The 25,531-nt window shown below is 70.1% G+C and carries 26 protein-coding genes; 17 read left to right on the top strand and 9 right to left on the bottom strand.

Features of this window, described 5'->3' with window-relative positions; translation table 11 throughout:
- Positions 1-23 precede the first annotated feature (23 nt).
- The 3 genes from AB0L91_RS18645 to AB0L91_RS18635 form a co-directional block, all read right to left on the bottom strand.
- Positions 24-1,211 carry an alpha/beta fold hydrolase gene (locus tag AB0L91_RS18645; RefSeq protein ID WP_355271880.1) on the bottom strand — a complete coding sequence of 396 codons (1,188 nt, stop codon included), beginning with the start codon at positions 1,209-1,211 and terminating at the stop codon, positions 24-26.
- A gap of 318 nt (positions 1,212-1,529) precedes the next feature.
- The gene (locus tag AB0L91_RS18640; RefSeq protein WP_365011563.1) at positions 1,530-2,897 is read right to left on the bottom strand and encodes a lipase family protein; all 1,368 of its coding nucleotides are present in this window, start codon (positions 2,895-2,897) and stop codon (positions 1,530-1,532) included.
- 236 nt (positions 2,898-3,133) lie between these two features.
- Positions 3,134-4,318 carry a lipase family protein gene (locus AB0L91_RS18635; protein WP_365013622.1) on the bottom strand — a complete coding sequence of 395 codons (1,185 nt, stop codon included), beginning with the start codon at positions 4,316-4,318 and terminating at the stop codon, positions 3,134-3,136.
- A gap of 325 nt (positions 4,319-4,643) precedes the next feature.
- On the opposite strand from AB0L91_RS18635, the gene AB0L91_RS18630 reads away from it, so the two are divergent.
- The 4 genes from AB0L91_RS18630 to AB0L91_RS18615 all read left to right on the top strand — a co-directional run bounded on the left by AB0L91_RS18630 (position 4,644) and on the right by AB0L91_RS18615 (position 6,772).
- A complete protein-coding gene (locus AB0L91_RS18630) occupies positions 4,644-4,895 on the top strand; it encodes a hypothetical protein (RefSeq protein WP_355271875.1) in 252 nt (83 codons plus the stop codon).
- 89 nt (positions 4,896-4,984) lie between these two features.
- Positions 4,985-5,479, top strand: a complete 495-nt coding sequence (locus tag AB0L91_RS18625) for a DUF2599 domain-containing protein (RefSeq protein WP_365011561.1) — start codon at positions 4,985-4,987, stop codon at positions 5,477-5,479.
- Between the two features lie 32 nt (positions 5,480-5,511).
- Entirely contained in the window at positions 5,512-6,168 is a 657-nt protein-coding gene (locus tag AB0L91_RS18620; RefSeq protein WP_365011560.1) for an SDR family oxidoreductase, read from the top strand.
- 349 nt (positions 6,169-6,517) lie between these two features.
- Positions 6,518-6,772, top strand: a complete 255-nt coding sequence (locus AB0L91_RS18615; RefSeq protein WP_218720037.1) for a hypothetical protein — start codon at positions 6,518-6,520, stop codon at positions 6,770-6,772.
- A 53-nt stretch (positions 6,773-6,825) separates the two neighbouring features.
- Here AB0L91_RS18615 and AB0L91_RS18610 read toward each other — a convergent pair whose 3' ends face one another.
- Together AB0L91_RS18610 and AB0L91_RS18605 are read right to left on the bottom strand one after the other, a co-directional pair.
- Entirely contained in the window at positions 6,826-7,710 is an 885-nt protein-coding gene (locus AB0L91_RS18610) for a helix-turn-helix transcriptional regulator (protein WP_365011559.1), read from the bottom strand.
- 18 nt (positions 7,711-7,728) lie between these two features.
- A complete protein-coding gene (locus AB0L91_RS18605) occupies positions 7,729-7,953 on the bottom strand; it encodes a DUF397 domain-containing protein (RefSeq protein WP_218720531.1) in 225 nt (74 codons plus the stop codon).
- A gap of 363 nt (positions 7,954-8,316) precedes the next feature.
- On the opposite strand from AB0L91_RS18605, the gene AB0L91_RS18600 reads away from it, so the two are divergent.
- The 6 genes from AB0L91_RS18600 to AB0L91_RS18575 all read left to right on the top strand — a co-directional run bounded on the left by AB0L91_RS18600 (position 8,317) and on the right by AB0L91_RS18575 (position 14,420).
- A complete protein-coding gene (locus AB0L91_RS18600; protein ID WP_355271868.1) occupies positions 8,317-8,550 on the top strand; it encodes a hypothetical protein in 234 nt (77 codons plus the stop codon).
- 89 nt (positions 8,551-8,639) lie between these two features.
- Complete coding sequence (locus AB0L91_RS18595) at positions 8,640-9,074, top strand: CBS domain-containing protein (RefSeq protein ID WP_355271866.1); 435 nt, start codon at positions 8,640-8,642, stop codon at positions 9,072-9,074.
- Between the two features lie 73 nt (positions 9,075-9,147).
- The gene (locus AB0L91_RS18590) at positions 9,148-10,425 is read left to right on the top strand and encodes an aminotransferase class V-fold PLP-dependent enzyme (RefSeq protein ID WP_365011556.1); all 1,278 of its coding nucleotides are present in this window, start codon (positions 9,148-9,150) and stop codon (positions 10,423-10,425) included.
- Positions 10,426-10,456: 31 nt separating this feature from the next.
- Complete coding sequence (locus AB0L91_RS18585; RefSeq protein ID WP_365011554.1) at positions 10,457-11,707, top strand: heavy-metal-associated domain-containing protein; 1,251 nt, start codon at positions 10,457-10,459, stop codon at positions 11,705-11,707.
- Entirely contained in the window at positions 11,704-13,101 is a 1,398-nt protein-coding gene (locus AB0L91_RS18580) for an alanine racemase (protein ID WP_365011552.1), read from the top strand. The genes AB0L91_RS18585 and AB0L91_RS18580 overlap by 4 nt, the downstream gene beginning before the upstream one ends.
- Positions 13,101-14,420, top strand: a complete 1,320-nt coding sequence (locus AB0L91_RS18575) for a pyridoxal-phosphate dependent enzyme (RefSeq protein ID WP_365011550.1) — start codon at positions 13,101-13,103, stop codon at positions 14,418-14,420. The genes AB0L91_RS18580 and AB0L91_RS18575 overlap by 1 nt, the downstream gene beginning before the upstream one ends.
- On the opposite strand, the gene AB0L91_RS18570 is transcribed toward AB0L91_RS18575, so the two are convergent.
- Positions 14,421-15,908: a condensation domain-containing protein gene (locus AB0L91_RS18570; protein ID WP_365011548.1), complete on the bottom strand. Its 1,488-nt coding sequence runs from the start codon at positions 15,906-15,908 to the stop codon at positions 14,421-14,423.
- Positions 15,909-16,162: 254 nt separating this feature from the next.
- Here AB0L91_RS18570 and AB0L91_RS18565 point away from each other — a divergent pair, with 254 nt between their 5' ends.
- The 4 genes from AB0L91_RS18565 to ligD all read left to right on the top strand — a co-directional run bounded on the left by AB0L91_RS18565 (position 16,163) and on the right by ligD (position 20,804).
- Complete coding sequence (locus AB0L91_RS18565) at positions 16,163-16,552, top strand: cold shock domain-containing protein (RefSeq protein WP_355271856.1); 390 nt, start codon at positions 16,163-16,165, stop codon at positions 16,550-16,552.
- 182 nt (positions 16,553-16,734) lie between these two features.
- The gene (locus tag AB0L91_RS18560) at positions 16,735-18,600 is read left to right on the top strand and encodes an amino acid transporter (protein ID WP_365013619.1); all 1,866 of its coding nucleotides are present in this window, start codon (positions 16,735-16,737) and stop codon (positions 18,598-18,600) included.
- Positions 18,601-18,726: 126 nt separating this feature from the next.
- Positions 18,727-19,806 carry an ATP-dependent DNA ligase gene (locus tag AB0L91_RS18555; RefSeq protein ID WP_355271854.1) on the top strand — a complete coding sequence of 360 codons (1,080 nt, stop codon included), beginning with the start codon at positions 18,727-18,729 and terminating at the stop codon, positions 19,804-19,806.
- Positions 19,803-20,804, top strand: coding sequence for a non-homologous end-joining DNA ligase (gene ligD, locus AB0L91_RS18550; protein ID WP_365011547.1), 1,002 nt, complete (start codon positions 19,803-19,805; stop codon positions 20,802-20,804). Before AB0L91_RS18555 ends, ligD begins: the two co-directional genes overlap by 4 nt.
- Positions 20,805-20,808: 4 nt before the next feature.
- Here the strand turns inward: ligD and AB0L91_RS18545 are convergent, their stop codons facing one another.
- Positions 20,809-21,501 (bottom strand): hypothetical protein, encoded by a 693-nt coding sequence (locus AB0L91_RS18545; protein ID WP_365011545.1) that lies wholly within the window; start codon positions 21,499-21,501, stop codon positions 20,809-20,811.
- A 257-nt stretch (positions 21,502-21,758) separates the two neighbouring features.
- Here AB0L91_RS18545 and AB0L91_RS18540 point away from each other — a divergent pair, with 257 nt between their 5' ends.
- Positions 21,759-22,118 (top strand): hypothetical protein, encoded by a 360-nt coding sequence (locus AB0L91_RS18540; protein WP_365011544.1) that lies wholly within the window; start codon positions 21,759-21,761, stop codon positions 22,116-22,118.
- Here AB0L91_RS18540 and AB0L91_RS18535 read toward each other — a convergent pair.
- Entirely contained in the window at positions 22,115-22,762 is a 648-nt protein-coding gene (locus AB0L91_RS18535; protein WP_357347568.1) for a TetR/AcrR family transcriptional regulator, read from the bottom strand. The genes AB0L91_RS18540 and AB0L91_RS18535 overlap by 4 nt on opposite strands.
- A gap of 139 nt (positions 22,763-22,901) precedes the next feature.
- Between AB0L91_RS18535 and AB0L91_RS18530 the strand changes: the two genes are divergently transcribed.
- Positions 22,902-24,332 (top strand): SDR family NAD(P)-dependent oxidoreductase, encoded by a 1,431-nt coding sequence (locus AB0L91_RS18530; protein ID WP_365011542.1) that lies wholly within the window; start codon positions 22,902-22,904, stop codon positions 24,330-24,332.
- A 73-nt stretch (positions 24,333-24,405) separates the two neighbouring features.
- Positions 24,406-24,786 (top strand): DUF2784 domain-containing protein, encoded by a 381-nt coding sequence (locus tag AB0L91_RS18525; protein WP_355271843.1) that lies wholly within the window; start codon positions 24,406-24,408, stop codon positions 24,784-24,786.
- Here AB0L91_RS18525 and AB0L91_RS18520 read toward each other — a convergent pair.
- Positions 24,767-25,519 (bottom strand): alpha/beta fold hydrolase, encoded by a 753-nt coding sequence (locus AB0L91_RS18520; RefSeq protein ID WP_365011540.1) that lies wholly within the window; start codon positions 25,517-25,519, stop codon positions 24,767-24,769. The genes AB0L91_RS18525 and AB0L91_RS18520 overlap by 20 nt on opposite strands.
- Between the last annotated feature and the right edge of the window lie 12 nt (positions 25,520-25,531).

Here is a 25,531-nt window from a genome sequence, read left to right as displayed (position 1 = left end):
GCGGACAGCGCCTTCGTGTCGTCTCACAGGGAGCCACCACCCCCGACCAGCCAGGGGTTGAACTCGCAGACCAGGTTCGGGCTGCTCGCGGGATCGAGGGCCCGCAGCGCGATCGACAGCGCCCGCGGGGAGTACATCATCGTCAGATGATCGGAGACGTCCTGCTCACAGCCCTCCTGCAGGGTGATGTTGGTGACGGTGGCGCCCGGCCCCGGCTTCAGGAACGTCAGGTCGTAGGGGTTGGTGATCTCGTCGTAGCGGGTGCCGACGACGGTGTAGTCGACCCCGGCGACGGTGTCACCGTTGGCGTTGAGCTGGTTGACGAAGTCCGAGCCGATCGTCTGCTGGATACCGGCGTGCCCGACGAAGATCTCGATCAGGCCCAGGATGTCGATGCCGGCGTTGTTGATCATGCGGCCCAGGGCGCCGATGCCGTCCAGGCTGGTGCCGTGGTGGGTGGCACCGTAGGTGACCAGGTTCTTCACCTTGGCCGCGCCGCCGTCGAACTTGGTGTACCAGTTGGCCAGGGCACCGCCCTGGGAGTGGGCGATGATGTCGACCTCGCCGGCACCGGTGGCCGCGAGCACGCGATCGACGAAGGTGGCGACCTGCTTGGACGAGTCCTGGATGTAGCCGGTGCCCATGACGCCGGGCAGCAGCGATCCGAGACCGCCGCCTTCGACCAGGCCGGAACGGCCGTAGTTGAAGGTGAAGGTGCAGTAGCCGGCGTCCTTGATCGGCTGCCCCATGTAGGCGTAGCCGTTGTAGGCGTTCATCCAGGTGCCGTGCAGCAGCACCACCGGACGCGGATGTTCGGCGGTGGGCTTGCAGTTCCAATCATTGGCCCCGGGCGGCGCGGCGTCGCCGTTGCCGAGTCCGTAGGCGAACGCGGCCAGCCAGGACGTCTGTGCCGGGCCGTAACCGATGGTGTCGGTGGACTTTCCACCGGAGGAGCCCGAACTGGACCCGGAACCGCCGTAGCAGTTGCCCGAACCGTTCCCGGACCCGGCGCCGCTGCCGGAGGTGCAGGCCGAACCGCTACCGGGCCCGGCCACTTCGCGGCCTGCGGTGATGATGTCGGCGAGGGCCTGCTCGGAGGGCGCCGGGTCGGGGGACGCCGCCGCCCCCGGACCCGTGAGCGCGACGGCGAGCGCGCCGACGCCGGTGAGCACCGCCGTCTGTAGCGTCCGTCTGCGACTGGGAGATTTCATCGTTGGCGTATCTTCCTGTGCGATTCGAGAAATACGAATGGCTTTTGTCGAAACCGCCACGAACATAAGGCCCGAAAATCCCGGCCTTTCCGCCGTTTACGGGTTTCTGGACAGGTCACCACCGGTTGTCGAAAACCCCCATGAGGGGGCACAGGAATTCTTCGGCTACCCGGACCGCGAGGCGGCCCGGGTCACCCTCTGGCGCGTTTCACCAGCACCGACCGGCTGTCATCGCACCCAACCCGGGTATTCCCCGGGCCTGCTGAACGTTCACAGCACTTCCCGCGAAAAACGCAGAGGGTTCCCAGTTCCGCCGAGTCAGCATTCCGTGCGAGCGGCTACTCCCTGCAATCGCTCGTCGAGCCAGAGCATCGCCTCCGGATATCCGGTGACCGCGCCGATCACGTGCTCACCGAAGACGCTCCGGTACACCGCGTTCGCGCCGAGTGCGCACTGTTCGTTGTACAGATTGCGGGCGCCCGCGGCGGGGATCCAGAACTCCTGTTCCCCGTTGTAGATGTAGAGCGGTGTGGCCGAGCGCATCCCGGCCATCCGGGTGATCTCGTAGATCCGCTCGGCCAGGTCCGACCGCAGCGGGTCGGGGATGTTCGCGCCGACATCGATCGGCAGGTGCAGGATGCCCGGAACGGCGAACACGCTGACGCACTGGTCCTTCATCACCGAGGTGGCCACCCAGCGCGCGAGGTTGTTCATCGCGGCCAGGATCTCGGGGCGCTCCCGGCCGATCGCGAAGGTTGCCGCCATGAAGATCCCGGAGGCGAGGTTGGCGTTCATGCTGCGCGAGAGGATCTCGAAATCGGCGGGCACGCCGCCCAGTGCCGCGCCGACGATCACGTCCGCGAGTTCCGGTGCGTAGGAACCGATCAGCTTGGCCGCGCCGTGGGTGGCGATGGCGCCGCCCGAGTAGCCGGTCATCGCGAATCGGCTCGCGCCGAACACCGCCGGGTCGACGCCGCGCACCGCCCGGATCCCGTCGAGCACCGCGTGCCCGGCGACATACGGTTCCGCGTAGGCCATCCACGGACCCTCGTGGTCCGGGACCAGGACCGCGTACCCGCGCAGTGCCGCCAATTGGGTGGTCGGCGGGAAGAACTCGGTCATGCTGGAGTGCAGGTTGAGGCCGTGCGAGAGGGTGTAGCCCGGGGTGCAGTCGCGGCCGAGCGCATCGATCGGCAGATTGTTGACCAGGACCGGCCGGTCGCCGGGACCGGTCCAGTCGGTGGCGGGCACGAGCAGCGTCGCGGTGGCGAAGGACGGACGGCCTTGTGAATCGTCGGTCCGGTACTTGAGCAGGGTGGCCGACCGCAGCGGCACCAGCGTCAACGGGCCCGCGGTGGCGAGGATGTCGCGGGTCGCGATGATCTCGCCCGGCGCGAGATCGGCCAGCCCGTCGGGCCAGTGGTCGAACATGGCGTCACCGACCGCCGCGGGCAGGACCGCCGCTCGCAGCGCAGCGAGTTCGGCCTCCGGGTCGGTGGCCGCCCCGCCCGAGGGCTGGATCGGTGACGGCAGCACCTGATCGATCCAGCGTTGCAGATCGGGCAGGAAGCCCGGCGTACCCGGGTGCGGCACCGGGAATTCCGGGGTGGGTTCGGCGGCGGCGGTGCCGACGGCGAACGAACAGAGCAGCAGGATCGAGCAGAACAGCACACGGACAGATCGCATGGCACACACGCCTTCGGGTGGCAACATCGGAATCGTCGCTGACGTGCGGCGATGCGGTGCTTCGTCTCCCGCCGAACCTCCCCAAGCGCGCCATCGTCAGTCCACTGACGGTACGCCGGAACCCCCCGGCCGGATCGGCGTCGTGCCCGAGTCGTGACGCAATGCGGCTCGATCGCAACAACAATCGGCCCGGACCCGTGTCGGGGTGTGCGGATCCGGGCCGATCGCCACCGGGCTCAGCAGGTGCTGGGCGCCGGTTCCCCCTGCAGCCGCGCGTCGAGCCATCTCAGCGCGGAAGGCAGTCCGAGCACAGCTGCGGTCAGGTGGTCCGGGGTGGGCGTCGATTCGGTCACCACCGGGGTGCCCGCCGCGCACCAGCGGTGCGTGGTGGTGGTGATCGCGTCGACCGGGATCAGGCCGTCGATGGGCGAATGCCATTCGAAGACAGGCATCGTCGGCGTGCCGGGGTAGAGCTCGAGGCTGTTCTCCTCCACCACGGCGCGCGCGTCCGGGTCGTCGACCATCGAGGTCGTCGCGGCGAAATCGAGGATGCCCCGGCCCGCGCCCGCGCCGAGGATGTCGTTGGTGCACGCGTCGGCGATCGCGGCCCGGGCGGCCAGACCGCGCGCGTTCATCTGCTCGCTGATCGGAAACCGTTGCGGATACTCCCGTTCCAGGCCGATGCCGGCCGCCAGCGCCAGACCGAACACCGGGTGCGAGCCGAAGCCGAGGCCCTCGAGCATCGACACCAGGTTCATCGGAACCCCACCCATCGCGGCGCCCGCGATCTCGACGTCGGGCGCGTAGCTGGGCTGCAATGCCGCCGCCCAGGCCGTCGCCATCCCGCCACCGGAGTAGCCCGCCATCGCGACCCGGCTCCCCGCGACCTGGAGTTCGTCGACCTTGCGGATCGCCCTGATCCCGTCGAGGGTCACCTGACCGCCCAATCTGGCCGCGCCGTAGGCGAAATCGGGACCGAGGTGGTCGGGTAGCGCCATCGTCCAGCCGCGCCGCAGGGCGAGGTTCCAAAAGACCGCTTCGCGCACCATGAGATTCGGGTCGTTGGTGTAGAGCACCTTGGAGACCGAGCAGCGCACGCCGAGGCCGTTGATGATGTGCTGGTAGGACAGCACCGGCTCGTCCCTGCGGTGGCCCGCCGGCTGCAGCACGGTCGTGGTCGCCGCGATCGGTTCGCCGGCGGAGTTGGTCGAGCGGAATTTCACCAGGGTGACCCTGGTGTCGGGGAACATCGCCAGTGGCGGCATCGGCCGCACAGCCAGCACGTCGCCCGGCTGCGCCGCCGACAGGTCCGCTGGCTGGGCGTAGAAGGGGTCGGGATCGGCGCTCGGGTAGAGCGGTGCGCTGTGCGCGGGGGCCACACCGACCACGGCCAGCACCAGCGCCACCCCCACCGCCGACATCGTGCGGCGTGGCCGAGCTCGTCGTGCCGCAGCAACCCAGATCATCCGGCGCTCCTCCCGTGTCGCTGCCGTCGAGACCGATACTTGCCGGTAGCGTGGCTCGTCGGTACCCCTTCGGACCTAGATCGGCGGAGCTCACAACCGGCGCGAATGCGGGTTGTGACCGGATTCAAGTCGACGGCGATTCTTGTCGGCCACCGCCCCGCCACGGCACCGGAGGGCTGTGAGATCTCCAGTGAATTCCAGAACATGTTCCACTCGACGGCCCGGGCCCTACCGTCGAGTAGGAAGGCGCCCACCAGCGCCGGGGTAGAAGGAGCACGCCATGATTCCCATCGACGAGAACATCGCCGCCACCGCCCATCGCGCCGACCGCACCGAGATACCGACCCGGCGGATCACGGTCTACTTCGACGGCGCGACCCCGCAGGACGCGCTGGTGCTGGAGTACGCGGCGACCCCCGCCGAGGCGTGGGAGTTCACCACCGCGGCGGTGCACGCCGGCCTGCTGGTGACCGTCGACGGGCAGGTCGGGCCCGAACTGCGCCGGCTCCCCTGCCGATCGCTGTGGCACTGAGCCCGTCGGCGCCGCCGCACCTGCCGCACTAGGCTGGACCAGGCGGCCGCGTCCCGGCCGCGCGCCAGGACGACAAGGAGGGGCGTCGCGTGATTCGGTGGCAGTTCCCGGCCACGCTCGCCGTTGTCGCGGCACTCGGCCTCACCGCCTGTGCCACGACCGCCGCCGACGAGTCGACCACGGCCACACCATCGACAACAACGACGCCGCCCCGCTCGACCAGCAAGCCGCCGGTCACCCTCGCACCGCCCACCCCGACGGTCGACCCGTACGCCGGACTGCCGTTGATCGACCATGTCACCTGGACCGACACCGTCGACGGCGCCCGCCTGCTCGTCGTGCCGACCGTCGCGGGCCGACGCACCGACGCGCCGGGCACCGATGAACTCGCCTGGCAGGAGGTCCTGGCCTTGGACGCCGACGCCGACGCGCCGGGGATGCGGGACCAGTTCGTGTGCCACTGGGTGTGGGCGAGGATGGTGGCGCCGGACAAGCCGAGCTGGAATCTCGAACCGTGGCGGCCCGCCGTCGGCTATTCGGCCACGGTGTCGGCGAACTGCAATCCCGGTGGCCCGGAGCGCTGAGGGCCGTCGATCCGTTCGAAAGGAGCACTCGCATGCGCATCGTCGTCGCCGGTGGACACGGCAAGATCGCCCTGCTGCTGGCATCGTCGCTCACTCGCCGCGGTGATCAGGTCCACGCGCTCATCCGCCGCCCCGATCAGGCCGCCGACATCGCCGCGACCGGCGGCGTCCCGGTCATCTTCGACATGGAGCGCGACACTCCCGCCGACCTCGCCGCCGCGGTCGCCGGCTCGGACGCGGTGGTCTTCGCCGCGGGCGCGGGCCCCGGCAGCGGCGTCGAGCGCAAGTACACCGTCGACCTCGGCGGCTCGGTGCAGCTCGCCGACGCCGCCGAGCGGACCGGCGTCCGGCGTTTCGTGCAGATCTCCACCATGGGCGCGGGCGCGCCACCGGCCCCGGGGACCGACGAGGTCTGGGCCGCCTATATCGATGCCAAGACCCGCGCGGAGGACGACCTGCGCTCCCGCGCGCTGGACTGGACGATCCTGCGGCCGGGCATTCTCACCGACGACGCAGGCAACGGTCTGGTCACGCTCGGACCGCCGCCGATCGGGCGCGGTCCGATTCCCCGCGCCGACGTCGCCGCGACGCTCGCGTCGATCTTGGTCGCGGACAACACTTTTCGGCACACGCTGGAAGTGGTTTCCGGTCCGGAGCCGATTGCGGCGGCCGTGTCGGCAATTCGATAGCCGAAAATTAACTATCCCAACAGCATTCGGCCAGGGCGCCGATTCCCGGTGACCGGCGGCACCCTTTTCACCACCCCGCGGAACAGGCCAGCCGCCGGTCACGGCGTTATCTGTCCACCGCCCGCCGTGAACACGGTGGCGTCACCCCGGATTCGCCGCTCAGAAGCCGGGAAAAGCGCTGCATCGAGACGGAATCGATCGTGCAGATGTGCTTGCATTTGAAACTTGCCCCGTCCTAAACTCAGGGCCGCAACACAATTCAGGGGATAGTCAGGGGAGGCCGCGAGCGGCACACCTGGGGCTAGGTTTGCCTTGGGTTTGCCACTGCCTAAACACAGGGGCGTTCACCATGAACAACACCAACGGCCGTTTCGGCCTCGCTGATCGCGCAGCGACGACCCACCCCGTCACCGCAGGGTGCTCCAGGGAAACAGCGGTCGCCTATGTCATCGACGCGGTGGAATCCACCGGCGCGGCGACGCGCAACGATTTCGATATCGACCGGATCGTGACCACCGCGCACGAATTGGCCGACGACTGGGATCTGCAGACGCTGACCCCCGACACCTTCTGGCGGATCGCCGCGGGCTGCATCCGCTACTGAATCACCGACCCGGACCGGGCGCCGTCCTCGGCGCCCGGTAGCGGTGTCTCGCCTCAGGCCCGCTCGGCGTAGTCGAGCAGGATCTCGCGCGAGCGATCCGGTCGCGCGGCCTGGACACTGAGCTGGTCCATCACCGACAGGTACAGCGCCAGGTCCTGCCTGCGCTCGAGGTACAGCGCGCTGGTGAGCTGCTCGAGGTAGACGATGTCGGGCAGTTCGGGCTCGGCGAAGCGCAGAATACTGAAGGAACTGCCCGCGGCGGCGTGCCCGCCGGCCGAGTACGGCAGCACCTGCACGGTCACGTTCGGCAACGTCGACAGCTGGGCCAGGTAGCGCAGCTGCGCGCGATGCACCTCGCGCCCACCGATCGGGCGGTGCAGCACGGCCTCGTCGATCACCGCCCACACCACCGGCGGGTCCACCCGGCGCAGCACGTCCTGGCGGAGCTGGCGGACCTGCACCCGGCGCTCGGTATCGGCGTCGTCGAACCCGAGGGTCACGATCGCCCGCGTGTACTCCGGGGTCTGCAGCAGGCCGGGCACCAGCTGGGCTTCGTAGGTGCGGATCTGGCTGGCCGCCTGCTCGAGCCCGAGATAGGTACTGAACCACGAGGGCAGCAGATCGCTGTAGCGATGCCACCAGCCGGGTTCACTTGCCTGCCGGGCCAGTTCGAAGAAGGACTCACGCTCGCGGGTGTCGTGGACACCGTAGAGCGTGAGCAGGTCCCTGATATCGCGTTCCTTGAATCCGGTGCGTCCCAGTTCGAGCCGGCTGATCTTGGCGTGTGAGCCACGGATCGCGTCACCAGCCGCTTCGCGGGTGATGCCTTTGCTCTCGCGCAGTTTGCGCAACTGACCACCGAGGGCGATGCGCAGCACGGTGGGGCCGCGATCGACAACGGGTTGCACGCGACCGATCTCGTCGGGTTCAGCCGTCATGGCTGCCGATATTACCGATCACCGGGTCAAGTAGTCGAACTCTCCGGCCTTCGCGCCGCGGATGAAAGCGTCGATCTCGGGCCGGGTGTAGAAGATCACCGAGCCGTGCGGGTCGCGCGAGTTGCGTACGGCGACCGAACCGTCCGTCGCTTCGGCCACCTCGACACAGTTGCCGCTGGGGTTGCTGAAGGTGCTCTTGCGCCAGTCGCCGACGCCGGGGCGTTCCCGCTGATCATGGTGCATACCGGACACGTCACACTCCTCGTTCTCGATTGATGCCATCAGTACGAAAGTTGCAGATGCACGTACAAACGTTCTTGCATCTGCACGTCGCGATCGGGACATTAACACGGTTCACATGCGGTCGCACCGGTCGGTACTTACCCGACGACACGACCTGGGCGGCCGCTCGATCGGTGACGTCCAGTCCCCTGAATTCGCAAGCGCCACAACCCGATCAGATGCCCGACACGTCCGAATTGACAGTGCAGATGTTCTTGCATCTGCAAACAACACCCCCGTAGACTCAGCCCACAAGATCACCGGAAGGGACGTCGGCAGCACCAGCCGGACGGGCCCTCCGCTGCCGGATGCGAGGGGACTCGGATGAGTACGCCGTTTCGAACACCCCGCAGGGTCTCGGCCGGAACCGCCGGCCTGGAGGTCCCGCGATACCTCGGCACGGCAGGCGCGGCCACCGGATCGTGTAGCGACGAGCCGCTCGGGCTCACCTACCGGCAGGCACGCGAGATGCTGCGTCAGCACGACGTGCACGGACCACAGTGCAGGCAGTGGCTGGCCGCCGCGGCTTATCTGTCCGCGGGCCTGGACGACGAATAGCCGGTTGTAACGTCTTCGTGCTGGTCACGGCCGTGTCACCCGGGGCATCCTGGAGATGAAGAATCGGGCTCGACACGGGTGAGCGGCATATGCGTATAGCGGAGATCCTGCGCAACAAAGGCACGACGGTGACCACGGTGCCGCCGCAGACCACGGTGCGTGTCCTGCTCACCGTGCTGGCCGAGCACAATATCGGCGCGGTGGTGGTCTCCCCCGACGGCGCGGCCATCAGCGGGATCGTCTCCGAGCGCGACGTGGTCCGCCACCTCGCCCGGCTCGACGCCGCCGTGCTCGACCGGCCGGTCGCCGAGATCATGACCGACCGGGTCCGCACCTGCGGGCCCGAGGATCACGTCTCCTCGTTGCGCGAGATCATGACCGAGCATCGCGTCCGGCACATGCCCGTGGTCGAGGCGGGCCGGCTGGTCGGCATCGTCAGCATCGGCGACGTGGTGAAGAGCGAGATCACCGAACTGGCCGCCGAACGCGGGCACCTGGTCGACTACCTGCAGGGCAGGTACTGAGCCGGGGCCCGAAAAGCGTTGCCCGCGAGAATTCTTCGTCGGCCGTACCAGAAACGTGCGTATCGTTGATCTGGTGCACCCCCTCCGGCCCGAGCTGACCGCCGTTCCGGCGCTGCGGCACGCGCCGACCCCGGTGCCCGCCACGATCCGTGACCGCTTCCCCGCACTGGCCGATCCGGCCGTGGTGTATCTCGACAGCGCCGCGACCACCCAGAAGCCGGACACCGTGATCGCCGCCGTCACCGGCTATCACGCCGAGCACACGGCCAACGCCGGGCGCGGCACCTACAGCTGGGCGACGGCGCTGTCCGCGCGGATCGCCGCCGTCCGGTCCAGGGCCGCCGCGTTCGTCGGGGCGGCGCATCCCGACGAGATCGTGTTCACCGCCGGCGCGACCGCGGCGCTCGGCGCCGTCGCCTACAGCTGGGGGTTGGCCGTCCTCGACGACGGTGACGAGATCCTCTACAACCCCGCCGATCACGCGTCCAACGTGCTGCCCTGGCATCACCTGCGCGACACCCTGGCCCGGTTCGGGCGCCGGATCGTGCTGCGCCCCTATCGCAGCACCGCGGCGGGCGAGGCCGACATCGACGACATCGCGGCCCAGGTGGGTCCGCGCACCCGGCTGATCACCACCAGTCATCTGCACCATGTCTACGGCGGGCTGACCACGCTCGAGGAACTGCGCGGCCGGATCGATCCGGAGATCCTGCTGTGCTTCGACTGCTCGCAGAGCGGCGGGCACCTGCCGGTCGACGTGCTCGACCTCGGCGCCGACTTCGCGGTGTTCGCCGGGCACAAGATGTTCGGCGCGCCCGGGATCGGCCTGCTGTACTGCCGGCGGCGGGTGCACGATCGGCTGCGGCCGTTCCTGCCCGGTGGCCATTCCGGGGTGCGGGTCGGCGACGCCGGGCTGATCACCACCGGGATGCCGGAAATGCTCGAGGGCGGCACCTACAACATTCCCGGAATACTCTCTCTCGCACCGGCTTTCGACCTGCTCGACGAGCTGGATCCGATCGCGATCGCCGCGCACAACCGGGAGCTCACGCTGCGGCTGATCGACGGATTGCGGCCGCTGCCCGGTCTGGAGTTCCTGCCGGGGCCCGCCTATGCGGGGTGCGCGGTGGGGTACGGGATCGTCTCGTTCACCCTCGACGGGATCAGCGCCACCGATCTCGGTTTCGTGCTGGCCGACGCCGGTTTCCTGGTCCGCACCGGAGCGCACTGCGTGCCGGGCACCGAACCCGGCGCGGATTCGGTGCGGGTGAGCACCCACCTCTACAACACCCTGGACGAGATCGATCGTTTCGTCGCCTGCGTGGCCGGCCTCGCCGGGCACGGGCGCTGACCATTTCCTGTCCCGAGCCGAGGAGGAACCCATGGGCACGCACCCCACGCAGCACTACGATCGGCGGGCCGCGTCCCGGGTACTGGCCGAGCTGGCCGCACCGGGACTGTTCGTGGCCGCCGAGCCGCCGTCGCCGATTCGGATCACTGTCCGCGCCACCGCGTTACGCCCCGAGCCCGGCAGCGCGCTGACCCAGTCGCAGCGGATGTATCTGGAACGGTTCATGCGGCCGTGCCGCCCCGACCAGGTCACCAGCGCGACCCATCGCATCACCTGGACCGACAGCACGGGCGTGCCCAACACCGGGTATTTCCACACCGGGGGCGCCGGTCCCGAGCTGGCCGTGGTGGCCAGGGAGACGGTGCTGACGCTGTGGCGGGAGCTGGCCGCCTCGGGTCTGGTGGCGCGCGCGGCGACACTGCCCGCACCCGATCTCGCGGTGCTGGCGGGCACGACCACCGATCACGATCCGCACGAGATCTTCCGCGTCGGGGTGGAGGCCACCGGACGCGCGCTGACCCAGCACGGCCTCGTGGCGGCGGACACCCCGTACCGCGAGATCGTCGACTTCGCCAGGGGGCTGCGCGATTCCGGCATCTTCGCCGCCGTCGCGACGCGCTGGTTCTGGGAGCTGCAGGCCTCCACCTTCCGGCGCGGGATGATCCCGGTGCGACTGGTCGCCCAGCCGGACGGGAGCGTGCGCTACACGGCCGACTCGATCGCGGTGCTGCGTGCCATGAAGGACGCCACCATCGCCGACGCGCACACGGTGATGCGCCGGGCGGTCACCGAGGAGGGTCTCGACACCGAGGCGGCGGTGGCCAAGTACCACGACGAGCTGGATCTCGTCTCCCGGCAGTACGCCCTGCTGCCCGCGGGCGCGCGGCCCGCCTGCCTGGCGGCGGCGCCGCAGGCGGTCGGTGGGGCGGCGGTGCATGTGCTGGCCACCGTGGTCGACCGGTTCGTCGAGACCTTCGCCGCGCTGGCGGCCGCGGTGGTGGTCGAAGAGGACACCGCCGAGCACGTCCCCGACGGTGCGCTGGCCGACGACGGCGTGTTCTACGTGCCCGACATGAGCTGCAAACACTGCGTCCGCACGATCACCGCGCTGCTCGAATCGATGGACATCCCGGTGGCCGAGGTCGATCTGGAGTCCAAGCGGGTGAGCGCGCGGATCCGCAGTCCACGCCATCGGTTCCGGGTGTTCGAGGCGCTGCGCGACGGCGGCTACAACCCGGTCGACGACGTGCCGGCGCAGGCGCCGGGCGCGGCGGTGGGATGACGCCGCCCGCCGTTCCCGCCGCGCTCCCCCCGCTGGTCGCCGAGTTCCTGGCCGATCGGACCGCCGTGCGGGCCGCGCTGGACCGCTACGGTTCGCCGCTGCACCTGCTGTTCCCCCAGGTCTTCGTGGCGAACCTGGCCGGACTGCGCGGGGTGCTCGACGCGGGGGCCAGCCGGTACCGGATCTGCTACGCGCACAAGGTGAACCGTTCGGCCGCCTTCGCGCGGACCGCGGCGGCCGCGGGGATCTCCGTCGATGTCGCGTCGGCGCGGGAGCTGTCGGCCGCCCTGGCCGCCGGGTTCCCGGCCGAGCGGATCGAGGCGACCGGTCCCAAGGGCGTGGCCATGGTGCGCGCGGCGCTCGCGGCGGGCGTGACGGTCAATGTCGACAATCTGTGGGAGCTGTCGACGCTGGCCGACCTGGCGCGGACGACAGTCCCTGTCCTGCTGCGCATCTCGGGCTTTCCCGGGAGCGCGCCGAGCCGCTTCGGTATCGATCTGACGGCCGTGGACGCCGCGTTCGACGTGCTGACCCGGCACCGCGATCGGTTGCGGCTGCGGGGTTTCGCGTTTCACCTCGACACCGCCGCCACCGCGGAACGCGTGCGGGCGGTCGCCGCCTGCCTGGATCTGGTCGAGCGCGCCTACGGGCACGATCTGACGCCGACCGTGCTCGATATCGGCGGCGGGTTGCGTCAGGTGTTCACCGCCGACGCCGCGGGCTACGACGCCTACGATCACGCCCTGCGCGCGGGCCTGCTCGGCCGGGGCGAGGCGCTGCACTGGGGCAGTGCCTCCTTCGGTTATCACGTGTCCGGCGGTGCGATCCACGGCGGACCGGTGTTCCACAAGTACGCCAATACCGAGTCGGCCGCCGATATCCTCGCCGACCTGCTCGCGACGCCGCTGCCCGGGCACGGCGGTCGCGGGCTCGGACAGGTCCTCGCCGACAATCTGCTCGAGCTGTGGCTCGAACCCGGCAAGGCACTGGTCGATCAGGCCGGAATCACCCTGGCCAGTGTCGAATTCGTGAAGCAGGCGGGCAACGGCGCGACCCTGGTGCATCTGGACCTGAGCCGCGACACGGTCACCGCCGCCGATCAGGAGGTACTCATCGACCCCGTGGTGCTCGCCGAACCCGCGCTCGCCGACCCCTGCGGGGTGTTCTTCGCCGGGCAGCTGTGTCTGGAGCGGGATCTGGTCACCCAGCGGAAGGTGCGGGTGGCCGGGGTGCCCGCGCCGGGTGATCCCGTGCTGTTCGCCAATACCGGCGCCTATCACATGGATCTGTCCGCCGCGCAGGCCAGTATGCATCCGGAGGTGGCGAAAGTCGCTGTGCTGCACGATGACAGCGGCTTCACGCTGTGCGCCGACGCGGACTTCCGGGTGCCGTGATGGTCTACACCCACATCACCGAGCTCATCGGCAACACTCCCCTGCTGCGCCTTGACCCGGCGGTGCACGGGCTGGCCGGGGTCGAGCTGTACGCGAAACTGGAGTCGCACAATCCGTTCGGCTCGGTCAAGGACCGGGTCGCCTGGGCGATGATCCGCGCCGACGTGGACCGCATCGCCGCCGACGGGCAGTCGTTCATCGAGGCCTCCAGCGGCAACACCGCCAAGGCACTGCGGGTCCTCGGCGCGCTGCACGGCATCCCGCTGCGGGCGGTCACCAATCGGATCAGGGTGGGCGAGGTCAGACAGCTGCTGCAACTGCTCGGCACCGAGATCGTGGAGCTGCCTGGCCTGTCCGAATGCCCGGATCCGCACGCGGCCGACGATGTCTCGGCGGTGATCGCGCAGACCACCGGCCAGGCCCCCGAGCGGTGGTTCCATCCGTCGCAGTACACCAACGAGCGCAATATCGACGCCCACCACGACGGCACCGGCACCGAGATCGCCGCCGACCTCGCCGCGGCGGGCATCGCGCATCTCGACTACCTCATCGGCGGGCTCGGCACCACCGGCTCCACCCGCGGCACCGCGACCGCGCTGCTCGCCCATCATCCTGGGCTGCGCACCATCGGGGTGGTCTCGGACCGGTTCGACTTCATTCCCGGCATCCGCTCCGAACGCGAGATGTGGGATGTCGGGTTGTTCCGGCCCGACTTCTACGACGAGATCGTCACCGTCGATTCGGCCGCCGCCATCGATGCCACCCTCGCGCTGATTCACGGCTACGGGGTGCTCGCCGGGCCGACCAGTGGCGCGGGCTACGCCGCGGCCCTGCGCGCGCTGGCCGCGGCGCCGCGCCCGGACGACCGGCCGCTGGTCGCGGTCCTCATCGTGTGCGACCGGCTCGAGCCGTACCTGTCCTATATCGCCAAGCGCAGGCCGGATCTGTTCGGGAAGACGCCGGGCCCGGCCGCGCCCGGCCCCGACGACACCGCCGCCGCGCCCACGCTCACCCCGGCGGCGCTGGCCGAGCTGGACCGCACCGGCAGGCCGACCGTCGTCGACACCCGCGGCGCGATGGCCTATCGGGTGGGGCACGTACCCGGCGCGCTCAATATCCGCGACGATCAGCTCGACGAGATGCTCGCCCAGGGCATGCCGTTCCCGCGCTCCCGGCCGGTCGTGTTCGTGTGCCCGGTCGGCGAGACCTCGCTGCGCTTCGCCGCCCTGGCCCACCGCGCGGGCTACGACGCCTACAGCCTGGCCGGTGGCATCGTCGCCTGGCGCGACGCGGGTCATCCGCTCGAACGCGGCGGCTGATCAGACCAGCACCCGCGCCGCCCGGCGGACGCCGGCGAGGGACCGGCGGGTGCCCGTGGCCGCGAGCAGCGCGCCGAGCGGGCCGCGATAGCCGTCGGCGAGGAGCCCGACGACGGCCCGGAACCGGGCGACGAACCGGTCGGCGGTCTCCTCGTCGAACCGGGCGACCGGGTACAGGAACGAGCCGTCGATACCGGCCGGGGCGCCGACCGGATCGTAGTGATCGGTCAGCCCGAACTCGAGATCGTGCTTGGCCCTGATCACACCGGTCGGCATCTCGGTGATCGAGAACCCTTGGGCTGGAGCGGGTTCGGTGGCGGTGCGCGGCGCCTCGGCCCGCTGCAGGATCAACGTCGCCTGGAACAGCGGCAGCGCCGCGTCCTGGAGCAGGCAGCGCTTGAGCCGGGGATTGGGTGTGTCCGGGTGGGCGTAGGCGGCGAGCGCGACCCGGCGCACCTGATCGACGAGCTCGTCGACGTCGCCGGCCCGGTCCAGGCGCACCCGCATGAGCACGTCGTCGGAGAAGTTGCCGACCAGGTCGTCGAGCAGACGGTGATCACGCCCGGAGACCGCGGTGGCCACGGTGACGTCGGCGCTGCGTGCGAACGCGCCGACCGACACCGCGAACGCGGCCTGCAGGACCATGAACAGGCTCGCCCGCCGGTCCTGGGCCACGCGCAGCAGACCGGCATGGGTGCGCGCGTCGAACGAGATCGGCAGCAGCGCACCGGCGACCGGGTCGACCGGTGGCGACTGGGGTTCGCGCGCGGGCAGATCCAGCAGGGCCGGCCGCCCGGCCAGTGCGTTGGCCCAGTAGCGCAGCTGATGGGTCGCGCGGCTCCACTCGTCGGTGAACTCACCGAGCTGGGCGTGCTTCCACAGGGTGTAGTCGGTATAGCTGACCGGCAGCGGCGACCACTCGGGCGCGGTACCGCCGCGGCACGCGAGATACGCGGTGACCAGGTCCCGGATCAGCGGGCCCAGCGAGCGGCCGTCGACCGAGATGTGGTGCACGACCAGGGCCAGCACGACGTCGTCGGGACCGACGACGAACACCCGCGCCCGCACCGGCGGCTCGCGGGTGAGATCGAAGGCCCGCGCCGACAGCGCGGCGACGGCCGCCGGGAGTTCCGCCTCGGGGACGGCGCATTCGGCGATGTCGAGGTGCAGGTCCGCCGGGTCGACGACGTGCTGGGCCGGGCCGTACTCGGTCACCGGATAGATCGTGCGCAGCGGTTCGTGCCGGGCGACAAGGCATTCCAGCGCCGACCGCAGCGCGGCCCGGTCCACGTCGGCACCGCGCAGCCGCAGCGCCCGCGCGACATTCCAGTCCGCGGAGCGGCCGAGCCGGGCGGCGTGCCACATGCGCTCCTGGGCGGGCGCCAGCGGCACATACGCCGGACGCGGCTGCGGCCCGAGCAGGACGACCGGCGGTACCGGCGGCCGGAAACACACCGCCGCCGACCCGTCCCGCGGCGCCGTCAGCACGCCGCGACCGTCCTCGTGGCCCCCCGACCTGATTCCCCGACCGGGGTCGAACACTCGCGACAACCTCCACGCACGAACCAACAGATTCGGAACGCTAACGAGCGGATGTGAACTAACAGTTACCGGATTGTGACCACGTCCGGTCGGGCCGACCGGACCGCGACCCCGCGATGTCGCTGTCTGTCCGCTTTCCCGGAAAAACGCCCAAAAGCCGCGTTACAGTGGCGTCGGGAAGCGGAGCGAGGAGCTGGTCGGTGTCCATCGGGAAATTGGTGTCGTTCGACGGGTCACGGGGATTCGGGTTCATCCGGCCCGACGACGGCGGGCCCGATGTCTTCGTCCACGTCAACGACATCGGCCTCGACGAGGACGAATTGCGCCAGGGCCGGCTCTTCGAATTCGATGTGACCGAAGGCGATCGCGGACCCAAGGCGATCAACCTGACCGCCGCGGGGCACACCGCGCCCGCGCCGAAGTCGCGCAAGGAGCGCGCGGGCGGCGACCGCCTCGGCGCCGAGGATCTGCGCCGACAGATCACCGAACTGCTGCTGGAAGCCTCCCCCGCGCTCACCGCGGCCGAGATCATCACCATTCGCGAGCGGTTCACCGCCTTCGCCGACGAGCACGGCTGGCTCGACAGCTGACCTCGCGCCTGCGCGGTCACCGCCGCCGGGCCACCTAGACTCCCGACTGATCCGGTAGCTGCGGTGCTGCCGGACCGACCGCCCAGGGAGTCACGGTGACGACGACCACCGATCAGTCACGCTTCACCGCCTGGTTGCTCGACGGCGTGGCGGACCCGAAGCACGCCCAGCATTCCGGACCGATGCGCGCGGTCGCGCACGCCGAACCACATCAGCGGTCGTGGTGGCGGGTGATGTGCCTGACCGGCGTCGACTACTTCTCCACCCTCGGCTATCAACCGGGCATCGCGGCCATCGCCGCGGGCGCGCTCTCCCCGCTGGCCACGCTGGTGCTGGTCTCGCTCACCCTGTTCGGCGCGCTGCCGGTGTATCGCCGGGTCGCGCGCGAAAGCCCGGACGGCGGTGGGTCGTTGGCGATGTTCACCGACATCCTGCCGCGCTGGTCGGGCAAGCTGTTCATCCTGGTGCTGCTCGGGTTCGCGTGCACCGACTTCGTCATCACCATGACGCTCTCGGCCGCCGACGGCGCCGCGCACATCATCGAGAACCCGTTCGCCCCCGCCGCCTGGCAGGACTCGCGCCTGATCATCACGCTGATCCTGCTCGGGCTGCTGGCCGCGGTGTTCCTCAGGGGTTTCGGTGAGGCCATCGGGATCGCCGTCGGCCTGGTCGGGGTGTATCTGTCGCTCAACGCGATCGTCGGCGCGGTCGGGCTGTGGCACGTGTTCACCAGCGAGCACCGGGTGATCGACTGGACCCACGCGATGACCACCGAGCACGGCAGCGTCTGGATGATGATCGCGGTCTCGCTGCTGGTCTTCCCCAAACTCGCGCTCGGCCTGTCCGGATTCGAGACCGGCGTGGCGGTGATGCCGCTGATCAAGGGCGAACCCGGCGACACCCCCGAGTACCCGCGCGGACGGATCATCGGCGCGCGCAAACTGCTCACCACCGCCGCGCTGATCATGAGCGCGTTCCTGCTGGTGTCGAGCTTCATCACGGTCGTGCTGATCCCGGAGCAGGAGTTCGAGCCCGGCGGCCAGGCGAACGGGCGCGCGCTGGCGTACCTGGCCCACGAGTACCTGGGCAACGGCTTCGGCACCGTCTACGACATCGCCACCATCGCGATCCTCTGGTTTGCCGGCGCGTCCGCGCTGGCCGGGCTGCTCAATCTGGTGCCCCGGTATCTGCCCCGCTACGGCATGGCGCCGGAGTGGGCGCGGGCGGTGCGGCCGCTGGTGCTGGTGTTCGCGGCGGTGGCCTTCGGGATCACCTGGTACTTCGACGCCGATGTCGACGCCCAAGGCGCGGCCTACGCCACCGGCGTGCTGGTGCTCATCACCTCGGCCGCGATCGCGGTGACGCTCTCGGCGCATCGAAAGGGCGAGCGGCGCAAGGTGATCGGCTTCGGGGTCGTCAGCGCGGTGTTCGTCTACACCACCATCGCCAATGTCTTCGAACGGCCCGAGGGCGTGCACCTGGCCTCGCTGTTCATCCTCGCGATCATCGTGGTGTCGCTGGCCTCGCGGGCGCACCGCGCGTTCGAGCTGCGGGCCATCGAGGTGAGCTTCGACGACGCGGCGGCCGCGTTGATCGACGGGGCCGCCGCGACGGGCGTCATCCGGATCGTCACCCACGCCATCGATCAGCGTGTGCCCGCCGAGTACGACGAGAAGGAAGCCGACCAGCGGCGCGAGAGCCACATCCCGGACGCCGACTCGATCCTGTTCCTCGAGGTGATCGTCGGCGACGCCTCGGAGTTCAGCACCGATCTGCGGGTGACCGCGATCGAGGTCGGGCGCCACCACGTCCTGAGCGTGCAGGCCACCGCGGTGCCCAACTCGATCGCGGCGATCCTGTTCGCGATCCGCGATCGCACCGGGCTCGAACCGCACGTGTACTTCGAATGGACCGAAGGCAATCCGCTGGTCAACCTGCTGAAGTTCCTGTTCGTCGGCGAAGGCGAGGTCGCGCCGGTGACCAGGGAGATCATCCGGCGGGCCGAGCCGGACCCGGCGCGGCGGCCGCACGTGCACGTCGACAGCTGAGCGTGACACCACCGCGCGCGATGTCCGCGCCGGTGTCGGTGGGCCGACCTACGATCGAACCCGCACCGATGAATCGGGCACGCTCGCGCCGTCGACACGGGTGAACCCACCCGCGAGGAGGATCGGATGGATCTACCGGTGATGCCGCCAGTGCGCCCCATGCTGGCCAAATCGACCCCGTCGTTACCCCGTGAGCCCGGGCTCAGCTACGAACCCAAATGGGACGGGTTCCGCTGCATCGTGTTCCGCGACGGTGACGAGATCGAGCTCGGTTCCCGCAACGACCGCCCGCTGACCCGGTACTTCCCCGAACTGGCCGAACTGCTGAAAGCCGCGCTGCCGCAGCGCTGTGTGGTGGACGGGGAGATCGTCGTCGTCACCGATCAGGGCCTGGATTTCGACACGCTGCAGCAGCGGCTGCACCCGGCGGCGTCGCGGGTGAACAAGCTGGCCGCCGAGACACCGGCCAGCTTCGTCGCCTTCGATCTGCTCGCCCTCGATGATCGCGATCTGACCGCCGAACCGTTCACCGAGCGCAGGCGTGCGCTGGAATCGCTGCTCGAGGCCGCGCCGGGCCGCATCCACCTGACCCCGATCACCCAGGACCCCGATGTCGCCCAGGACTGGTTCACCAGGTTCGAGGGCGCGGGTTTCGACGGCGTGATGGCCAAGGCCGACGATCTGGCCTATCTGCAGGACAAACGCGTGATGCTCAAGATCAAGCACGAGCGCACCGCCGACTGTGTGGTCGCGGGCTACCGGATGCACAAGGACGGCGAGGGGGTCGGCTCGCTGCTGCTCGGCCTCTTCGACGACGACCGGAACCTGCATCATGTCGGAGTCGCGTCCAGTTTCACCGCGGCCCGGCGCCGCGAACTGCTCGGCGAGCTGGCACCGCTGCGGGAGAACGCGCTCGACGACCACCCGTGGCGCACCTGGGCCGACGCGGCCGCCCAGGCCACCGCCGACGGCAAGATGCCCGGCGGGGTGAGCCGATGGACCGGCGGCAAGGATCTGTCCTGGGAACCGCTGCGGCCGGAACTGGTCGCCGAGGTCCGCTACGAGCACGTGCAATCGGGACGGTTCCGGCACGGCGGACGGCTGGTCCGCTTCCGCGCCGACCGGACCCCGGACTCGTGCACCTACGCCCAGCTCGACGAGGTCGCCCCGGCCGAGCTCGACGCGATCTTCGGCGGTGCGCGATGAGCGCCGCCGTGGAGCTCGAGGTCGACGGGCGCGCGCTGTCGATCAGCAATCCGGACAAGGTCTACTTCAGCAAGCGCGGCGACACCAAACTCGACCTGGTGCGCTACTACCAGGCCGTGGCCGAGCCGCTGCTCGGCGTCATCGGCGGCAGGCCGCTGCTGCTCGAGCGCTATCCCGACGGCGCGTCCGGCAAGTCGTGGTTCCAGAAGCGGGTGCCGAAGTCGGCGCCGGACTGGTTGCGGACCGTCGAGGTGTCGACCCCGAACGGCACCACCAGCGACGCCCTCGTGGCCCATGACCTCGCCCACGTCCTGTGGGCGGTGAACCAGGGCTGCCTCGGGTTCCACGTCTGGCCCAATCACGTGCCCGATCTGCGGATCACCGACGAACTGCGGATCGATCTCGATCCCTCGCCCGGGATCGGTTTCGACGATCTGCGCCGGGCCGCGGTGCGCACCAGGGACCTGCTGACCGAACTGGGCATCGAGAGCTGGATCAAGACCTCCGGCTCCCGCGGACTGCACATCTACGCCGTGCTCGAACCCCGGTGGGACGGCTACGAGGTGCGCGCGGCCGCCGTCGCGCTGGCCAGGGAGCTGGAGCGCCGCCATCCCGAGGAGATCACCGCGCACTGGTGGAAGGAGGAGCGCGGGTCCCGGGTGTTCGTCGACTTCAACCAGAACGCACCGCACAAGACCGTGTTCGGCGCGTGGTCCGTGCGGCCGAAGGTGGGCGGTCAGGTGTCGACACCGATCGCCTGGGCCGATCTCGACGCCGTCGTCCCCGACGAGCTCACCCTCGCCACCGTTCCCGCCCGGCTGGCCGAGTTCGGCGACCCGTGGGCCGACCGCGCGCCCCAGTCGATCGAACCGCTTCTGGCCATGTCGGAGCGCGATATGGCGGCCGGCCTGATGGACGCGCCGTGGCCACCGCAGTACCCGAAGATGCCGAACGAGCCACCGCGGGTGCAGCCGAGCCGGGCCAAGAAGGCCGACTGAGGACCTATTCGGTCCAGGGCACCCAGGTGCCCGCCCCCGCCTTGCCCTCGCACACCAGGGCGTGGTTGTCGGAGGTGCGCCCCGACTTGTCGACCGTGGGATCGCAGCGCGTGCCCTCGGTGTAGTACGACCCGGACACCCGGAACGGGCCCGACCAGGTGTAGGCGCCGTCGGCGCGCAGGCACAGCAGGGTCGCGCCGTCGGCCGCGACGCCGAGCAGCCCGGCCCGGTCCGCCGAGCACGGCGTGCCCTTCTCGACGACGGTGCCCAGCACCGGGACCGTCCCGGTCGCGGTGGCCGTCGGCGCGCCCTGCGACGGCACCGTGGTCGACACCGAGGTCACCGTCGTCTCCTTGGCCAGCGTCGGCACCTCGACGTCCAGCCCGCCGAACATCACCAGTCCCACCGTGGCCAGGGCGGCCACCTCGGCGATGCCGAGCAGCAGCGCGAACACCGCGATCCCCCGCCCCCGCGGATGCCCGAACGCGAGCAGGCCGAACACGATCGCGATCGGGAACAGCAGCACCAGCGCGGCGGCGAGCGCGACCATCGCGTACGGGTTCACCCGCGGTTGGTCGGCGCGTGCGCCACCCGCCATGCCCTCTTCCTGGGTCGCGTGCGGCCAGCGCTGGCCGTTCCAGCGCCGATCGTCGGCTTCCTCCTCGGGGTCGTCGTCCCATTCGTCGTACCGTGCCATCAACCCCGGGTCCCTCTCGATCCCCCCGGCGCGGAATCGAACCACTTGCGGCGCCGGGTTACGCGACGAGAATAGGGACTCCGGGGCGGTCGGTCAGCGCAAACGACAAATGCGTGTACCTGCGGTTCGCCCCCGAATCCAGGGGCATGGACACGGGTAACGAACCGGCAAACACCTTTGCCTCCCCACCATCGACGGGTCCATGCTGGTCATGAGGTGAACCACAGCGCGCAGCATCGGCCCGCGAGGAGGACCCTATGCCCGGCAGCACCACTCCGGCAGACAAGCAGCCCTGGCATGCCCAGGCCGGCGATCTGCTCGCCGACGACTACAACGTTCCCGGCATCATCGCGTGCGCGATCGGCGTCGTCGGCCTCGCCTGCACACTGGTGGCGGCGGGGACGGAGCACTACGGCTGGGCGGTGGTCGCCGGGGTGGCGACGGCGGTATTCCTCGTCGGCGGCTTGGGCGCCCTGCTGTTCGAACACCGCAGAGAACAGCAGATCGAACTCGCCTACGGCCGCAGCGGGCACGCGCCGGGTCATGTGGGCCCGCAGCGCTACAGCGCCCGCGACATCCCGCTGCCGAACCCCGGCCAGCGCAGGCTGACGTCCTAGCCGGGCACGCCCGGTCGCGGTTCCACGCTCGGGATGGTCTGGGTGATCACCGTGAGCAGGGTGTCGACGAGCAGCCGGTGCACCTGGTCGCGGGTGAGCGTGCCGCGGGTGATCCACTCCCGGCCCGCCACCTTCACCAGTCCGGCGTAGGCGAGCACCAGTGCGCGCGATGTCGCACTGCCTGCCAGATCGGAACGGCCCATCATCACCAGCATCCGCTCGGCGGCCGCGTCGTCGGCCTGGTCGAGGATCTGCTGCACCTCGGGGTCGTCGCCGACGCCCTCGTGACTGGTGACCTTCACCCAGGTCGTGCCGTGCTCGGCGATGGTGTCGAGCAGCCAGCTGACGATCGCGGCGACCCGCTCGACCTGGGTGCCGTCGGGAATGGACACCTTCTCCAGCCGTGGCAAGGTCACCATGCGGCGCACGACGGCCAGGTACAGGTCACGCTTGTTGCCGAAGTAGTGGTTGATCAACCCGCGGGCGACACCGGCGCGTTGCGCGAGTTCCGCGGTGGACACCGCCGCGTAGGGCCGCTCGCCGAACATGTCGATGGCACAGGCCAGGATCTGCGCGCGTCGCTCGTCGGGTTCGAGCCTGCGCCTGCGCGGCGCGTCTGCGGTATCGGTGTCGAGCGGGGAAATCGGGCTGCTCCGTCGGGTTCGAGGGTCGCCGCGCTGTTGCGGTGACGGTGCACCACGATACCCAGCGGGTCCGTCGAGCGGCCAATGCGACAATGAGTGTCGTCCCCCGCTCCCGCACGAAGGAATGCCGCACTCCCCGATGACCGCGAACATGATCGATCCGGACGAGTTGGCGACCTGTCTGCGGGTGCTGGAACAGGCCGGGCAGCTGGAAAAGGAACATCCCGATTCGATTGCCGTGCAGCGCGCGGTGGGGCACATGTTCAAGAAGCTCAAGCAGCGGCGGCGCATCGAAGCCAGGGAGCAGGTCGCCACGGCCGATCGCGCGGTCATCGCGGCCACCGCCACCGGCTCGCCGCAGCGCATCGACGACGAGACCGCGGGCATCCCGATCAGTTCGGCCACCACCGGCGCGAGCGCGGGTACCCTGCTCAAGCCGCGGCCCTGCTACATCTGCAAGCAGCGCTACACCCAGGTCGACGCGTTCTACCACCAGCTCTGCCCCGACTGCGCCGCGGCGAGCCACGCCAAGCGCGACGCCCGCACCGACCTGACCGGCAAGCGCGCCCTGCTCACCGGCGGCCGCGCCAAGATCGGCATGTACATCGCGCTGCGGCTGCTGCGCGACGGCGCGCACACCACCATCACCACCCGGTTCCCCAACGACGCCATCCGCCGCTTCGCCGCCATGGAAGACAGCGCCGACTGGCTGCACCGCCTGCGCATCGTCGGCATCGACCTGCGTGACCCGGCCCAGGTCGTCGCGCTGGCCGACGACGTCGCCGCGCAGGGCCCGCTCGACATCCTGATCAACAACGCCGCGCAGACCGTGCGCCGTTCGGTGGGCGCCTACAGCGCCCTGGTCGACGCCGAGACCGCGCCGCTGCCCGCGGGCGTGCTGCCGGAGATGGTCACCTTCGGCAAGACCATGCAGGCGCATCCGACCGCGCTCACCGCCTCGCTCACGCCGTCGCTGTCGGCGGCCGATGTCGCCGAGCTGGCACTGGTCGCCGGATCGGCGACGCCGGAGCGGATCGCGGCGGGCGTGGCGATCGATGCCGGTGGGCTGGTGCCCGACCTCGCGCACACCAACAGCTGGGTGCAGACGGTCGCCGAGGTGGACGCCACCGAGCTGCTCGAGGTGCAGCTGTGCAACTCCGTCGCGCCGTTCATCCTGGTGTCGCGGTTGCGGCCGGTGATGGCCGCGGCGGCGGGGCTGCGCAAGTACGTCGTCAACGTCTCGGCGATGGAAGGCCAGTTCAGCCGCGGCTACAAGGGCCCCGGCCATCCGCACACGAACATGGCCAAGGCCGCGCTGAACATGCTGACCCGCACCAGCGCGCTGGAGATGTTCGAGGCCGACTCGATCCTGATGACCGCGGTCGACACCGGCTGGATCACCGACGAGCGCCCGCACTACACCAAGGTGCGGCTGGCCGAGGAGGGCTTCCACGCACCGCTGGACCTGGTCGACGGCGCCGCCCGCGTGTACGACCCGATCGTGCAGGGCGAGAACGGCGTCGACCTCTACGGCTGCTTCCTCAAGGATTACCAGCCGTCCCCCTGGTAACACGAACCAAGCGATGCCGAACCGGAATGTTGATCATGATTCCGATCGGCGGACGGCCGCCTAATCTGAATATGTGCCGTTCCGGGTGTTGGCCGATCTGATCGCCGTCACCCACGTCGCGTTCATCGCGTACGTGGTCGCCGGCGGTTTCCTCGCGTGGCGATGGCCGCGCACCATCGGGCTGCATCTGCTGGCGGCATCGTGGGGGTTCGGCACCATTCTGATCGGCTTCGACTGCCCGCTGACCTACGCCGAGAACTGGGCGCGCACTCAGGCCGGGGTGGCTCGGCTGCCGCAGGCCGGGTTCATCGACCACTATCTGACCGGCGTGATCTACCCCGACAGCGCGCTCGGGCTGGTGCGGCTGGCGGCCGCGGTGGCGGTGCTGGTGTCGTGGGCGGGCTATGTGCGCCTCCAGCTGCGCCACCGCGGCCTCAGCTCAGGTGCCGTGTGATCTCCTGCGCCACCGCGGCGGGCTGCTCGTCGAGGTAGAAGTGCCCGCCGGGGAAGGTCCGCAGCGCGAACGACCCCTCGGTGACCGTGCGCCACCGCTCGGCCTGCTCGACCGTGGTGGTCGGGTCCTCGGTGCTGACCAGGGCGACGACCGGGCAGGTCAACGCGGGGCCCGGCGCGTGGCGGTAGGTCTCGACCGCCTGGTAGTCGGCGCGAACCGCGGGCAGCACCAGCTCGGCCAGGCCGGGTTCGGTGCGCAGCAGCCGCACCGGGGCCGGGTCGGCGGCGAGGCGCTCGAGGTCGTCGATGAGGGCAGCGTCGGAGCCGCGGTGCAGTCGCCCGGTCTCGACGACATCCGGTGCGGGACGGCCGGACACGATCAGCGCCGCCGGCGGTTCGCCGGCGGCGACCAGCCTGCGCGCGGTCTCATAGGCGACCGTCGCGCCCATGCTGTGCCCGAACAGCACCCGCGGCGGACTGGGACGACGGGTGACGTCCTCGGCGATGCGGTCGGCGAGCGCGTGCAGCTCGGTGATCACCGCGTCGCCGAGCCGATCCTGGCGGCCGGGGTACTGCACGGCCGTCACCTCGGCGCCGGGTCCGATGTGTTGGGCCAGCGCACGGTAGGCGGTGGCCGATCCCCCACCGGGCGGGAAGCAGACCAGCCGCCGCCGGGCCACCGGGTCGGCCCGCAGCACCCGAATCCATTCCGTCGCCGCTGTATTCACGCCCACATCACGCTCCTC

Source organism: Nocardia sp. NPDC051833, from assembly GCF_040681225.1.
Lineage (GTDB): Bacteria > Actinomycetota > Actinomycetes > Mycobacteriales > Mycobacteriaceae > Nocardia.
This window is presented reverse-complemented; position numbering and strand designations above follow the sequence as displayed.

Excerpts from the sequence above, each read along its gene's own strand:
- AB0L91_RS18645 (WP_355271880.1), bottom strand. The coding sequence starts at position 1,211 with ATGAAATCTCCCAGTCGCAGACGGACGCTACAGACGGCGGTGCTCACC.
- AB0L91_RS18640 (WP_365011563.1), bottom strand. The coding sequence starts at position 2,897 with ATGCGATCTGTCCGTGTGCTGTTCTGCTCGATCCTGCTGCTCTGTTCG.
- AB0L91_RS18635 (WP_365013622.1), bottom strand. The coding sequence starts at position 4,318 with ATGTCGGCGGTGGGGGTGGCGCTGGTGCTGGCCGTGGTCGGTGTGGCC.
- AB0L91_RS18630 (WP_355271875.1), top strand. The coding sequence starts at position 4,644 with ATGATTCCCATCGACGAGAACATCGCCGCCACCGCCCATCGCGCCGAC.
- AB0L91_RS18620 (WP_365011560.1), top strand. The coding sequence starts at position 5,512 with ATGCGCATCGTCGTCGCCGGTGGACACGGCAAGATCGCCCTGCTGCTG.
- AB0L91_RS18615 (WP_218720037.1), top strand. The coding sequence starts at position 6,518 with ATGAACAACACCAACGGCCGTTTCGGCCTCGCTGATCGCGCAGCGACG.
- AB0L91_RS18610 (WP_365011559.1), bottom strand. The coding sequence starts at position 7,710 with ATGACGGCTGAACCCGACGAGATCGGTCGCGTGCAACCCGTTGTCGAT.
- AB0L91_RS18605 (WP_218720531.1), bottom strand. The coding sequence starts at position 7,953 with ATGCACCATGATCAGCGGGAACGCCCCGGCGTCGGCGACTGGCGCAAG.
- AB0L91_RS18600 (WP_355271868.1), top strand. The coding sequence starts at position 8,317 with ATGAGTACGCCGTTTCGAACACCCCGCAGGGTCTCGGCCGGAACCGCC.
- AB0L91_RS18595 (WP_355271866.1), top strand. The coding sequence starts at position 8,640 with ATGCGTATAGCGGAGATCCTGCGCAACAAAGGCACGACGGTGACCACG.
- AB0L91_RS18585 (WP_365011554.1), top strand. The coding sequence starts at position 10,457 with ATGGGCACGCACCCCACGCAGCACTACGATCGGCGGGCCGCGTCCCGG.
- AB0L91_RS18580 (WP_365011552.1), top strand. The coding sequence starts at position 11,704 with ATGACGCCGCCCGCCGTTCCCGCCGCGCTCCCCCCGCTGGTCGCCGAG.
- AB0L91_RS18575 (WP_365011550.1), top strand. The coding sequence starts at position 13,101 with ATGGTCTACACCCACATCACCGAGCTCATCGGCAACACTCCCCTGCTG.
- AB0L91_RS18560 (WP_365013619.1), top strand. The coding sequence starts at position 16,735 with ATGCGCGCGGTCGCGCACGCCGAACCACATCAGCGGTCGTGGTGGCGG.
- AB0L91_RS18555 (WP_355271854.1), top strand. The coding sequence starts at position 18,727 with ATGGATCTACCGGTGATGCCGCCAGTGCGCCCCATGCTGGCCAAATCG.
- ligD (WP_365011547.1), top strand. The coding sequence starts at position 19,803 with ATGAGCGCCGCCGTGGAGCTCGAGGTCGACGGGCGCGCGCTGTCGATC.
- AB0L91_RS18545 (WP_365011545.1), bottom strand. The coding sequence starts at position 21,501 with ATGGCACGGTACGACGAATGGGACGACGACCCCGAGGAGGAAGCCGAC.
- AB0L91_RS18540 (WP_365011544.1), top strand. The coding sequence starts at position 21,759 with ATGCCCGGCAGCACCACTCCGGCAGACAAGCAGCCCTGGCATGCCCAG.
- AB0L91_RS18530 (WP_365011542.1), top strand. The coding sequence starts at position 22,902 with ATGACCGCGAACATGATCGATCCGGACGAGTTGGCGACCTGTCTGCGG.